General features: G+C 72.2%; 8 protein-coding genes and 1 pseudogene. 5 read left to right on the forward strand and 4 right to left on the reverse strand.

All coding sequences use genetic code 11. The annotated features are described in order from the left end of the window. Window positions 1-7: 7 nt before the first annotated feature. The 3 genes from J7462_RS07510 to J7462_RS32905 all read right to left on the reverse strand — a co-directional run bounded on the left by J7462_RS07510 (window position 8) and on the right by J7462_RS32905 (window position 3409). Complete coding sequence (locus J7462_RS07510) at window positions 8-436, reverse strand: Fur family transcriptional regulator (protein WP_219462990.1); 429 nt, start codon at window positions 434-436, stop codon at window positions 8-10. A 314-nt stretch (window positions 437-750) separates the two neighbouring features. Next, the gene (locus tag J7462_RS07515) at window positions 751-1791 is read right to left on the reverse strand and encodes a LacI family DNA-binding transcriptional regulator (RefSeq protein WP_219462991.1); all 1041 of its coding nucleotides are present in this window, start codon (window positions 1789-1791) and stop codon (window positions 751-753) included. Between the two features lie 10 nt (window positions 1792-1801). Continuing rightward, on the reverse strand, window positions 1802-3409 hold the full coding sequence (locus tag J7462_RS32905; RefSeq protein WP_219462993.1) for a glycoside hydrolase family 43 protein: 1608 nt from the start codon (window positions 3407-3409) through the stop codon (window positions 1802-1804). Window positions 3410-4174: 765 nt separating this feature from the next. Here J7462_RS32905 and J7462_RS07525 point away from each other — a divergent pair. From J7462_RS07525 to J7462_RS31965, 3 genes are all read left to right on the forward strand, one after another. After that, a complete protein-coding gene (locus J7462_RS07525) occupies window positions 4175-7021 on the forward strand; it encodes a glycoside hydrolase N-terminal domain-containing protein (protein WP_219462995.1) in 2847 nt (948 codons plus the stop codon). Between the two features lie 116 nt (window positions 7022-7137). Further along, window positions 7138-8541, forward strand: coding sequence for a glycoside hydrolase family 27 protein (locus tag J7462_RS07530; protein WP_255597628.1), 1404 nt, complete (start codon window positions 7138-7140; stop codon window positions 8539-8541). Next, entirely contained in the window at window positions 8538-8798 is a 261-nt protein-coding gene (locus tag J7462_RS31965) for a cellulose binding domain-containing protein (protein WP_308290801.1), read from the forward strand. The genes J7462_RS07530 and J7462_RS31965 overlap by 4 nt, the downstream gene beginning before the upstream one ends. Before the next feature lie 132 nt (window positions 8799-8930). Here J7462_RS31965 and J7462_RS07540 read toward each other — a convergent pair whose 3' ends face one another. Then, window positions 8931-9809 (reverse strand): SGNH/GDSL hydrolase family protein, encoded by an 879-nt coding sequence (locus J7462_RS07540; protein ID WP_208570836.1) that lies wholly within the window; start codon window positions 9807-9809, stop codon window positions 8931-8933. Window positions 9810-10197: 388 nt separating this feature from the next. On the opposite strand from J7462_RS07540, the gene J7462_RS07545 reads away from it, so the two are divergent. Beyond that, window positions 10198-11766 (forward strand): cellulose binding domain-containing protein, encoded by a 1569-nt coding sequence (locus J7462_RS07545; protein ID WP_219462998.1) that lies wholly within the window; start codon window positions 10198-10200, stop codon window positions 11764-11766. Window positions 11767-12109: 343 nt separating this feature from the next. Further along, window positions 12110-13419, forward strand: a pseudogene (locus tag J7462_RS07550) (cellulose binding domain-containing protein). The last annotated feature ends 94 nt before the right edge of the window (window positions 13420-13513 follow it).

The raw sequence follows: 13513 nt of genomic DNA on the forward strand, positions 1-13513 counted from the left end.
TGGTGGATCACTGGGAGGTGCGGTCGGCCGCGCAGTCGGGGCAGGTGCCCCAGTAGACGACCTCCGCCTCGTCGACCACGAAACCGTGATCGTCGGAGGCGGTGAGGCAAGGAACGTGACCGACGGCGCAGTCGACGTCGGCGATCGCACCGCAGGAGCGGCACACGACGTGGTGGTGGTTGTCCCCCACCCGTGACTCGTAGCGGGCGGTCGCCCGCCCCGGCTGGATGCGGCGCACCAGGCCGGCGTCGGTGAGCGCCCGCAGCACGTCGTAGACCGCCTGGTGGGAGACCGTGGGCAGGTCGGCCCGGACCAGCGCGATCACCGTGTCGGTGTCGACGTGCGGGTGGTCGCGCAGCGCGGCGAGCACGGCCAGTCGGGGCCGGGTCACGCGCAGCGATGCCGCCCGCAACTGTGCCTCGAGGTCGGCCGTCATGGCACGACCCTAGCCCGCTGTTCTGGAACAAATCAAGTTTAGCTGCGGCGCGTCGACCCATGTCCCCCCACCGGATGACACCGGCGGGCGAATCGGGCAAACCGGCAACCCCCGGCGGCACGGGCACCGGCCGACCCCCGGCAGCACAGGAACAGGGCGACCCCCGACCGCACAGGCACTGGGCGGACCGGCAGCACAGGCACAGGGCGGACCGGCAGCACAGGAGCTGGGCGGACCGGCGGGGCCGCCACCGCCCGGGACCGACGGCACCTGTTGCCGACGGCACGGCGCACGGGTCCGCGACCCGCCCGGGGTCAGCGGGACCGTGGTACGGCGGTGCTGCCCCGCACCACGAGCGAGGTGCCGAGTTCGTAGCGGTCCTGGGTGAGCGGGTGGCCGTCGGCCAGGGTCAACGCGAGCCGGGCGGCGGTGGCCCCGATCTCCCCGAACGGCTGCCGCACCGTGGTCAGCGGCGGCGCCAGCCAGGCCGCCTCGTCGACGTCGTCGAAGCCCACGACGCTGAGCTCGTCGGGAATCCGCAGTCCGACCTCCCGGGCCGCCGCATAGACGCCCAACGCCTGCAGGTCGTTGCCGCAGACGACGGCGGTGGGCGGCTCCGGCCGGCCGAGCAGCTCGGCGGCGAGGCGTCGGCCCTCCTCGAAGGTGAACACCCCGCCGCGTTCGAGGCGCTCGTCGAATGGGACACCCGCGTAGTCCAACGCGGCGCGGAAGCCGTCCCGGCGGGCCCGCGCCGACAGGTCCCCGACCGGACCGTTGAGCACCCCGATCCGCCGGTGGCCGAGATCCAGGAGATGCCGGGTGGCGGACAGCGCCCCGCTCCAGTTGCTCGACCCGACGGCGGGGACGGGAAACAGGTCGCCGATCGGATCGACCGCCACCAACGGAATGCCGGCGGCGCTGAACCGCGCCCCGTCCTCGGCTGTGAGAAGCGAGAACACCGTGATCACGGCGGCCGGTTGGCGCAGCAGCAGCGACTCCACCCAGGGCTGCCCGGCCCGCAGGCGGTGGTGCACGTCGGTGAAGCCGACCGTGTGGTCGCGGGGGCCGGCGACCTCCTGGACCCCGCGCAGGATCGGCATGGCGATCGAGGAGAGCATCTGGTGGAAGACCACCTCGATGCAGGGTGCCACGCCACCGGCCGGTCGGCGGCGGTAGCCGTGGTCGCGTAGCAACGCCTCCACCCGCTGCCGGGTCTGCTCGCCCACCCCCCGGCGGCCGTTGAGCACCTTGGACACCGTCGGCGGGGACACCCCGGCGAGTTCGGCGATGGTGGCGATGGGCAGGTCGCCCCGCCGGGGCTTGCGCGAGCCACGGCGTCGACCTTCCTCGATCACGGGACGAAGTCTACGGTGCGGGCTCCACCGACGGCCCGGTAGCGCCCACGGGCCCGGCACCGGCGCGCTCCGCCACCGGCCGGTACGCGAACCAGTCGAACGCGGCGCTGCCCTGCGTGACGTACATGCCGATGACCCGGCCGGTGAAGCCGGCGGCGACCTCGGTGGACAGGTAGCGCCCGTCCAGTTCGGCCAGCACGGTCGGGCCGGTCGGGCCGGCCACCTCGAAGGTGACCATGTCGCAGCCGGCGGCGCGTACCCCCCGGGGTGCGGTTCCGGCCGCCAGTTCGGCGGCGGACGTCACGGTCGGCGGGAAGACGTCGTCGGTGCGGGTGGCGATCGTCAGCACGAGCGGGCCCGGCGGCACGGCACGGGTGGCGAACACCTGCCGGAACGGCCCGACCCGGCCGACGACCCGGACCGTGCCGGCCCCTACCTCCAGGTCGTAGTGGTGCGCCTCGTCGATCCGGATGGTGAGCCCGGCGGTGCCGTCGCCCGGGTCCACCCGGACGCTGGCCCGGCAGTCGTGGTGCCGTTGCCGCAGCGCCACGATCGTCGCGCCGGCCAGGTCTAGCGTCGCGCCCTCGGCATGCAGGGTGAGCCAGCCCGGCCGGGCGGTCAGCGACCAGGAGTCGGCGGGTCGGCGGCGGGGCGAGATCCACTCCGGTGCCAGGGTGGTCGCGTCGAAGTCGTCGTGGTGGTCGCCCGGGTCGGGCGGGGCGGCACCGGCCGGGGCGCTGCCGGCGGGTGCCACGGTGAGCTCCTCGACCGGGTCGACGACCGGCCAGCCGTCGACCCAGCGCACCGGGGCGAGGAAGGTCTCGCGGCCGAGGACGTGGTAGGGCGGCCAGTGGCCCTTGGCCCGGATGCCCAGCAGGACCAGCCACCAGCTGCCGTCGACGGCCTGGACCAGGTCGGCGTGCCCGGTGGCCTGCACCGGGCGGTCACTGCTGCGGTGGGTCAGGATCGGGTTGGTGGGCGCGGGGGTGAACGGGCCGCGCGGGCTGCGCGAGCGGGCGACGGAGACGGCGTGGCCGGTGTGCGTGCCACCCTCGGAGAGCAGCAGGTACCACCAGCCGTCGATCCGGTAGAGGTGCGGCGCCTCGGGGTACTGGCCGCCGGTGCCCGACCACAGCGCGATCGGGCCCTCCAGCACCTCCCCCGTCTCCGGGTCGATCCGGTAGGCGTCCACCCCGGAGGTGGTCAGCCAGCAGTTGCCGTCGTCGTCCCAGGCCAGCGAGGGGTCGACGTGCGGCAGGTCGAGATAGACCGGGTCGGACCAGGGGCCGTCGGGGTGCGGCGCGGTGACGATGAGGTGCCGCCCCAGGCTGACGTTGGTGGTGATCAGCCAGAACCGTCCGTCGTGGTGGCGCAGGGTCGGCGCGAAGATGCCCCGGGACGCCTCGGCGTCCGGGGGCAGTTCGCACTGGCCCGGCCGGTCCAGGATGTTGCCGATCTGCCGCCAGTTGACCAGGTCACGGCTGTGCAGCAGGGGTACGCCGGGGAAGTACTCGAAGCTGGAGCAGACCAGGTAGTAGTCCTCGCCCACCCGACAGACACTCGGGTCGGGGTGGAAACCGGGGACGACCGGATTGCGGTAGGACGGTCCGGCGGACACCGGGCATCACCTCCCTGAGGGGAATTTCACCACAGTGGACGGTGCCTGTGGGCCCGCGACGCTGCCACGGTCCAGAAATGTTTGCGATAACATTTCGCGACCCGAATGCTACGGAAGACCCGCCCGGGGTTCAAGGTCCCCGGCTGCCGGCACACCCCCACCCCCGGCGGCGCACCCACCGGCACCCCGCCAGGACAGCGCCCTGAGCTGGCAAGAAACCCCGCACCCCGGGCCCGAGTCGGTAGCTCCCCCGACGGCACCGGGCGTCCACCCACCCGGCGCGACGGGACACGGCCGGCCGGCCGGACCGCCGGTACCCGGCAGGAACATTCGCGCAACATGGCCGTCATATCTTGACGGGACCCCGCGAATCCACGAGAGTCCATATAAGGCGAGATGGTGCGCCGCCGGGAGCTCGACGCGCCGTCACGGCATTCGCGGATGTCGACGTCAGGGTGCGAGGGGCCGCACCTGTTAACGCTCACAGCGGCGTATCCCGTTGCCGGCTGATCGAAACACCGACTCGGGCCGGTTGGCGATCGGCCGTGTCCCCGTCCCGGGACCACGACGACGGCCGTCCCACCCTGCCCTGCGGTCGGACCACCACTGCGTAGCACCGACAGGAGTCATGCCATGGCACGACGTCCGGCCAGCACCGATGCGCCGGCCACGGCGGGCCGGGCGTGACGGTTGAGCACCCGGCCCGGCGGCGACGCCCGTCCCCCCACCCGCACCCGTCCCTGATCCGCACTGCTGGGAGTGATCATGTCTGAAGTGACCCGAAGGAACGTCCTCAAGGCAGGAGCGGCAGGGGCCGGTGCCGCGCTGGTCCCGGTCGCCTGGACCGCCACCGCCCGCGCCGACTCGGTCGCACCGCCCCAGGTGTTGGCCGCCAACGACCTGGCCCTGTGGTACGACGAGGGAGCCGGCACCGACTGGCTCCGCGCGCTGCCGATCGGCAACGGACGGCTCGGCGCGATGGTGTTCGGCAACGTCGACACCGAGCGGCTCCAGCTCAACGAGGACACCGTCTGGGCCGGCGGCCCGTACGACTCGGCCAACACCCGGGGGGCGGCCAACCTGGCCGAGATCCGGCGGCGGGTCTTCGCCGACCAGTGGACCTCGGCGCAGGACCTGATCAACCAGACCATGATGGGCAACCCGGGCGGCCAGCTCGCCTACCAGACCGTGGGCAACCTGCGGCTGGCCTTCGGCTCGGCCAGCGGGACGAGCCAGTACGTCCGGACCCTCGACCTGACCACCGCCACGGTCACCACGACCTACCTGCTCAACGGGGTACGGCACCAGCGGGAGGTGTTCGCCAGCGCAGCCGACCAGGTGATCGTGGTGCGGTTGACCGCCGACCGGGCCAACGCGATCACGTTCTCCGCCACCTTCGACAGCCCGCAGCGCACCACCGTGTCGAGCCCGGATTCCGCCACCATCGGGCTGGACGGCATCTCCGGCAGCCAGGAGGGGGTCACCGGCTCGGTGCGGTTCCTGGCCCTGGCCAACGCCGCCGCGACCGGTGGCACGGTCAGCAGCTCCGGGGGCACCCTGCGGGTGTCCGGGGCCACCAGCGTGACCATCCTGATCTCGATCGGCTCCAGCTACGTCAACTACCGCACCGTCAACGGCGACTACCAGGGCATCGCCCGCACCCGGCTCAACGCCGCCAAGGGCGTCGCCATCGAGCAGCTGCGCAGCCGGCACCTCGCCGACTACCAGGCGCTGTTCAACCGGGTGAGCATCAACCTGGGTCGGACGGCCGCGGCCGACCAGACGACCGACGTACGGATCGCCCAGCACGCGAGCAGCAACGACCCGCAGTTCGCCGCGCTGCTGTTCCAGTTCGGGCGGTACCTGCTCATCTCGTCGTCGCGGCCGGGCACCCAGCCGGCGAACCTGCAGGGCATCTGGAACGACTCGCTGACGCCGTCCTGGGACTCGAAGTACACGATCAACGCGAACCTGCCGATGAACTACTGGCCGGCCGACACCACCAACCTCGCCGAGTGTTTCCTGCCGGTCTTCGACATGGTCAAGGACCTGACGGTGACCGGTGCCCGGGTCGCCCAGGCGCAGTACGGCGCGGGTGGCTGGGTCACCCACCACAACACCGACGCCTGGCGGGGCGCGTCGGTGGTGGACGGGGCGCTGTGGGGCATGTGGCAGACCGGTGGCGCGTGGCTGGGCACCCTGATCTGGGACCACTACCTGTTCACCGGTGACCTGGGCTTCCTCCAGGCCAACTACCCGGCGCTCAAGGGCGCCGCGCAGTTCTTCCTCGACACCCTGGTCGCCCACCCGACGCTGGGTTACCTGGTGACGAACCCGTCGAACTCACCGGAGCTGCCGCACCACTCGAACGCCAGCGTCTGCGCCGGGCCGACGATGGACAACCAGATCCTGCGGGACCTCTTCGACGCCGCCGCCCGCGCCAGCGAGACCCTCGGCGTGGACACCACCTTCCGGTCGCAGGTACGCACCGCCAAGGACCGGCTGCCCCCGAACCGGGTGGGTTCGCGGGGCAACGTGCAGGAGTGGCTGGCCGACTGGGTGGAGACCGAGCGGAACCACCGGCACGTCTCGCACCTGTACGGACTGCACCCCAGCAACCAGATCACCAAGCGGGGCACCCCGTCCCTGTACGAGGCCGCCCGCAAGACCCTGGAGTTGCGGGGCGACGACGGGACCGGCTGGTCCCTCGCCTGGAAGATCAATTTCTGGGCCCGGCTGGAGGACGGCGCCCGCGCCCACAAGCTGCTGAAGGACCTGGTGCGCACCGACCGGCTCGCCCCGAACATGTTCGACCTGCACCCGCCGTTCCAGATCGACGGCAACTTCGGCGCCACGTCCGGCATCGCCGAGATGCTGCTGCACAGCCACACCGGTGAGCTGAACGTGCTGCCCGCGCTGCCCAGCGCCTGGCCCACCGGCCAGGTCGCCGGCCTGCGGGGGCGCGGCGGCTACACCGTCGGGGTGGCGTGGAGCAGCGGGCAGCCCGACGAGATCGGTATCCGCGCCGACCGCGACGGCACGCTGCGGGTGCGGTCGCGGCTGTTCACCGGCAGCTTCACCCTCGTCGATGTCGCCGACGGCAGCGCACCGGCCACCACCCGCCCGGAGACCGACGTCGTCCAGTTCACCGTCCGCGCCGGGCACACCTACCGGGCGGCCCGGCCGGGCGTGACGCCGACCCCGACGCTGACTCCGACCCCCACGCCGACCACCCCCGTCCCGACCACCCCGCCGCCGACGACCCCACCGCCGACGACCCCGGTCCCGACCACCAGCTCGCCCGCACCCTCGGGAGCACGGGCGACGTACGCGGTGACGGGCTCGTGGTCGGGTGGCTTCCAGGCCGAGGTCACCGTGACCGCCGGCGCGACCGCGATCCGGGGCTGGACGGTGTCCTGGACGTTCCCCAACGGACAGACCGTCAGCCAGATCTGGGGCGGGTCGCACACCCAGAGCGGCGCGAACGTGACCGTGAAGAACGTCGACTACAACGGGGCGCTGGCCGCCGGTGCCTCCACCACGTTCGGCTTCATCGGCACGGTGAGCGGCACCAACAACGCGCCGACGAACCTCACCTGCACCACGAGCTGACCGGCACCGGACGTGTCGTCGCCGCCTCGGTCCGCCCCCGGGCCGGCCGAGGTGGCGACGACGCGTCCCGCCCCCTGCCGGCACACATGATCCCCGAGTGGAACGGACGGAAGAACATGAGAAGACCATCTACCCGCAGGCGTCGCCTGCTGACCGCCCTGGCGGCCGGGCTGCTGCTGGTGGCGGGCCCGGCGGTGGTGCTGCGGACCTCCCCGGCGCTGGCCCTGGACAACGGGGTGGCCCGCACCCCGCCGCTGGGGTGGAACAGCTGGAACACCTTCGGCTGCAACATCAGCGAGGCGCTGATCCGGCAGATGACCGACGCGATGGTCAGTTCCGGCATGAAGGACGCCGGCTACCAGTACGTCGTGGTCGACGACTGCTGGATGAACCCGAACCGGGACTCGGCCGGCAACCTCCAGGGTGACCCGACCCGGTTCCCCTCCGGCATGAAGGCGCTCGGCGACTACATCCACGCCCGGGGGCTGAAGTTCGGCATCTACCAGGCGCCGCTGGACAAGACCTGCGCCCAGTACTTCAACTCCTACCCCGGCGCCACCGGCTCCCAGGGCCGCGAGGCCCAGGACGCCCGGCAGTTCGCCGCCTGGGGCGTCGACTACCTGAAGTACGACTGGTGCTCGCCCAGCGGCAGCATCGACGACCAGGTGCGGGCCTTCGCCAAGATGCGCGACGGGCTGGCCGCGGCCGGTCGACCCATCGTGCTGAGCATCAACTCGAACAGCATCCACTCCAAGACCGGGCCGCAGCGCAACTGGGGCGACGTGTCGAACATGTGGCGCACCACCGAGGACATCACCAACACCTGGAACAGCGGCCAGACCAACGGCTACCCGATGGGCATCCAGAACATCGTCGACGTCACCGTGCCGCTCGCGGCGCGGGCCAAGCCCGGCGCGTTCAACGACATGGACATGATGGAGGTCGGCCGCGGTGGCATGACCGACACCGAGATGCGCAGCCACTTCGCGCTCTGGGCCATCCTGGCCTCACCGATGATCGCCGGGAACGACCTGCGCAACATGAACGCGGCGACCCAGACGATCCTGAAGAACGCCAATCTCCTCGGCATCAGCCAGGACCCGCTCGCGCTCCAGGCCAGCCAGGTCTCCTTCGACGGCACCCGCCGGGTGCTGGCCAAGCGGCTCGCCAACGGCGACGTCGCCGTCGCCCTGTTCAACCAGGGGACGGCCGCCACCACGATCAGCACCACCGCCGCCGCGATCGGGCTGTCGGGCGGCTCGTTCACCCTGCGTGACGCGTGGGCCAACACGACCAGCACCACCTCCGGGGCCATCTCGGCCAGCGTGCCGGGTCACGGGACGGTCGTCTACCGGGTCAGCGGCGCGACCAGCACCCCCACCCCGACCACCCCGCCCCGACGCCCACCACGCCGGCCCCGACCACCCCGGCCCCGACCACGCCGCCGCCGTCGACCGCGTCCTGCCAGGTCACGTACGCGATCAGCAGCCAGTGGCCGGACGGGTTCCAGGCCGAGGTGATCGTCCGCAACACCGGCACCACGGCGGTCGACGGCTGGAGCCTGCGCTGGTCGTTCGCCAACGGCCAGCAGCTCAACCAGGCGTGGGGTGCCACCTACACGCAGAGCGGGGCCCAGGTCACCGCCACGAACGTGGGCTGGAACGGCACCATCAGCCCCGGTGGCAGCGCCAACTTCGGCTTCATCTCCAGTTGGTCCGGCGGCAACGCCAAGCCGACCGGGTTCACCCTCAACGGCCAGGAATGCGCCGTGGCCTGACGGGTGTCCCCCGCAACGGCGGGCCCCCCGGTCATGACGTCGGCCCCGACTCCGGGATCCGACAGCTCAGGACCGGGGGGTCCCCGCCGGGCGGACGCACCGCCGTACCGGCGTGAGCAGGGTGCGGTCAGTTCAGTCGTCCAAGGTGGCCAGCAGTGCGGTGGCCATGCCCTGCTCGCCCCGGGCGTTCGGGTGGAAGGGCGCGGCGGCGTTCTCCGGCAGCAGCCCCTCCACCCACCGGGTGCCGCTGCTCTTGCAGGTGTCGCGTCCGATCGACGGGGTGTAGACGTCGGCGTAGACGGCGTCGTTGGCGGCGGCGGCACCGGCCAGCATCGCGTTGAGCGACTTGGCCACCCCCCGCAGGTACGGCACGTCCTGGTAGGCGATCGGGACCAGTGGCCAGCAGCCGTACCCGGAGTCCGGCACGATCGCCGGGTATCCGAGCACCACGATCCGCGCGCCGGGCGCCGCCTGGCGGACCGCCTGGAGCACGGCGGTCACCTTCGGCGCGGTGGCGGTGATCCGGGCCTGCAACTGGTCGGTGCCGCCGGCGGTGTAGAGGTTCTTGCACGGCGAGCCGAGCGGACTGCTGAAGCTCGCCTGCGCGCAGTCGCCGATGATGCTGGAGAAGCCGATGTCGTTGCCGCCGATCTGCACCGTCACCAGGGCGGTGTCCGGGGTGACCGCGGTGAGCTGCGGGGGCAGCGTGCCGCTGCCGTAGCGGATGTCGTCCGTGGTGGCCCCGGAGCAGCTCACGTCCGTGAACGACGAGGAGCCGGCGGACGCGGCGACCAGGGACGGGTAGTTGCGGTTGGAGCGCAGGCAGTTCCGGTCGACCTGGGTGGGGATCAGCGGACCGGACGTGTACGAGTCGCCGAGCGCGACGTAGCGGCCGGTGGGGACGGCGGCGGTGGCGGGCGCGGCGGCGACGGACAGCACACCGGCGGTGGCCGCGGCGAGCGCGACCGTCCGGGTGGCGGCCCGCAGCAGCGGCAGACGGGGACGGGGCATGACGCCTCCAGGGCAGATCACGGGGGTGGTGCCGCGATCCTGCCGCTGCCGACGCCCGACGTCAATATAGATGGATCTCGCTAAATTTCCGGTCCGGGTACGGCCGGGACGCCACCGGCCGACGCCCCGCACGACGACCGTCTCGATTGACGGACGTGAAAGCCGGGCGGGATAATGCCTGCGGAGCCGGGCTGGCTGCGGACGAGACACCGCACGACACCAACAGACGCGAGTCGACCGACGGCGGATCAGGGCCGTTGGCGGCACGCCACCACCCGGCGCATCCCCTCGACGCCTGCGCGGCCACCGCCCCGAACGGGAGATCCGGTGCAGCCGCCCCGAACCACGGCCGACAACAGTCGCCGCCACCCTCGCGGAAGGACCATCGATGCGACTCACCCGTTCCCGGTTCCGGTTGGCGGTGTCGCTGTTCGCCACCGCCACCGTCGCCGCCACTGCCGCGCTCGTCGGCACCGTACCCGCCCAGGCAGCTGCCGGCTGTCGGGTCACCTACACGGTCACGAACCAGTGGCCGGGCGGGTTCGGCGCGAGCGTCGACCTCACCAACCTCGGCGATCCGCTCACCGGTTGGCGGCTGACCTGGTCCTTTTCCGCAGGGCAGGTGATCGACCAGCTGTGGAACGGCACGGTGACCCAGTCCGCCGGTCGGGTCACGGTCACCAATGCCGGTTGGAACGGCACCCTCGGCTCCGGGGCGAGCACCCAGTTCGGCTTCGGCGCCTCATGGAACAACGCGGCGAACCCGGTGCCTGTCGACTTCGCCCTCAACGGGGTGCCGTGCACCGGGCGTACCACCAGCCCGACCGCGCCGCCCACCACCGCGCCGCCGACGACCACGCCGCCCACCACCGCACCACCGACCACCGCGCCGCCCACGACGGTGCCGCCGACCACCGCGCCGCCGGCATCCGGGGCGCTGGACCAGACGTCGACGGTCGGGCGGGTCAAGGCGGTCGGCAGCAGCGCGCAGTACACCTGGCCCGGCGTCTACTTCGAGGGCCGGTTCCGCGGCACCGGGGTCGGGATCGTCCTCAACGACGCGCAGAACGACTACGTCGTGCAGATCGACGGGGCGACCGTCGCCACCCTGGTCACCCCGGGTCGGACCACCTACTGGGTGCGCAACCTCGCCAACACCGAGCACACCGTACGACTGGCCAAGCGCACCGAGAGCCCGTGGGCCGCCGGCGAGTTCGGTGGTCTGGTCGCCGCCTCCGGCGGTGCGATCCTGGCCAGACCCGCCCCGCGCAGTCGGCAGATCGAGTTCATCGGCGACTCCTGGACCGCCGGGTACGGCAACATGTCGACCACCCGGGACTGCAACAGCAACGGCGGGGTCACCCGCAACTCCAACGCCGACGTCACCTTCGGCGCGCTGACCGCGCAGAGCCTGAACGCCGACTACCAGCTCATCGCCTGGTCCGGCCTCGGCATGGTGCGCAACTACAACGGTGGCGGCACGGACAACTTCCGCACCTACTACGAGACCGATCTCCAGGCCCTGTGGAACAGCACGACGTGGCAGAACCCGGGCACCTGGAAGCCGCAGCTGGTCGTGGTCGGGCTGGGCATCAACGACTTCTCCACCGCCCTCAACCCCGGTGAGCGCTGGTCCACCGTCGACCAGCTCGCCGCCGACTACCGGACCGCCTACCTGGCGTTCATCGACAAGCTGCGCAGCCGGTACGGCCCCGACACGTTCATCGTGCTCACCTACCCCGACCTGTCCCCCACCACGGCGCTCGCCAGCTCAGTCCAGCAGATCGTGCAGACCCGCACCAGCCGGGGCGACACCCGGATCCGCTCGCTCTACTACGACGACAACGCGCTGGGGCTGGACAAGCTCGGTTGCGACTGGCACCCCTCCCGCCGCGACGACCAGCTCCTCGCCGGCGCGCTCACCCGGTTCGTCAACACCCTGCCCCTGACCTGGTGAACCACCCTCCCGGCTGACGCCGGCACGGGCCCACGACGACGGGGCCGGCGATGCGGACCGGTCCGCGTCGCCGGCCCCGTCGTCGCGCACCCGGTGCCCGCCTGGCCGGGCTCCGGACCGGCACGCCTCGGACCCGCTCCGTGGCCACCACCGACCGCCCGCTCGTTGACATCATACGTCATACGGATTACGTTCGTAATCATCGATGAATGTGAACGCCTGTCCCGATCCGGTGACCCACCACCGGCGCGACCGGGTCACCCCACGACCGCCGCCGTCCGCGCCGGGCAGGCGGGCAAGTCACACCCCCCACCACCACGCTGACGTCGAAGGAGTTCCCCTGATGTCGAGACACCGACTCGCGGCCGGCATCGTCGCGGCAGCGGCGACGCTCGCCCTCACGCTGGGCGGTGCCGCGATCACCGCCGGAGCCAGCCCGCCCGCGTACGCCAACGACGTCACCCCGCTCGCGGCGACCGCCGGCTGCGGCAAGGCACCCACGCTGACCAGCGGCAACCGCACCATCTCCAGCGGCGGCCAGAACCGCTCGTACATCCTGCGGATCCCCGACAACTACGACCGCAACCACCCCTACAAGCTGATCTTCGGCTTCCACTGGAACGGTGGCACCGCCAACGACGTCGACTCGGGCGGCACCAGCGGCTATCCCTGGTCGTACTACGGCATCCGGGCGCTGTCGAACAACAGCGCGATCTTCGTCGCACCGCAGGGCATCGGCAACGGCTGGGCCAACAGCGGCGACCGGGACCTGACATTCGTCGACGACATGATGCGCCAGATCGAGTCCGCCCTGTGCGTCGAGACCACCCAGCGGTTCGCCATGGGCTTCAGCTACGGCGGCGGCATGAGCTACGCCATCGCCTGCGCCCGCGCCACCGTCTTCCGCGCCGTCGCCGTCTACTCCGGCGGCCAGCTCAGCGGCTGCAACGGCGGCACCCAGCCGATCGCGTACATCGGCATCCACGGGCTGCGGGACAGCGTGCTCCCCATCGCGACCGGGCGGTCGCTGCGCGACCGGTTCGTCCGCAACAACGGCTGCACCCCGCAGAACCCGCCGGAGCCGGCGCAGGGCAGCCTGACGCACACCATCACCTACTACTCGGGCTGCCGGGCCGGATACCCGGTCGCCTGGGCGCCGTTCGACGGCGGGCACGCCCCCAACGCCGTGGACGGCACCGCCGACCCCTACGCGCCCGGCGAGAAGTCCTGGACCCGACCGGTGGTGTGGAGCTTCTTCACCCAGTTCGACGGCACGACGCCGCCCACCACGCCGCCGCCGACCACTCCCCCGGCCACCCCCACCACTCCCCCGCGACCCCGACCACGCCACCGCCCGGCGGTAGCGGCTGCTCCGCCACCGTCACGGTGAACCAGTGGACCGGGGGCTTCACCGCCTCCGTACGGGTCACCGCCGGCTCCTCCGGCACCACCGGCTGGACCGTCAGCACGACCCTGCCCGGTGGCGCGAGCGTCACCAACACCTGGAACGCCACCGCCAGCGGCAGCACCGGCACGGTGCGCTTCACCAACGTCAGCTACAACGGCCAGCTCGGTGCCGGCCAGGTGGCGGAATTCGGCTTCCAGGGCAACGGCAGCGGGTCCGGGCTGACACCCACCTGCACCGCCCGCTGACCCGGGCCGCCCGCCGGCCGCACCGCCCGCTGACCCGGGCCGCCCGCCGGCCGCACCGCCCGCTGACCCGGGCCGCCCGCCGGCCGCACCGCCC

The sequence above is a fragment of the Micromonospora sp. RL09-050-HVF-A genome (assembly GCF_019374995.1).
GTDB lineage: Bacteria > Actinomycetota > Actinomycetes > Mycobacteriales > Micromonosporaceae > Micromonospora > Micromonospora antibiotica.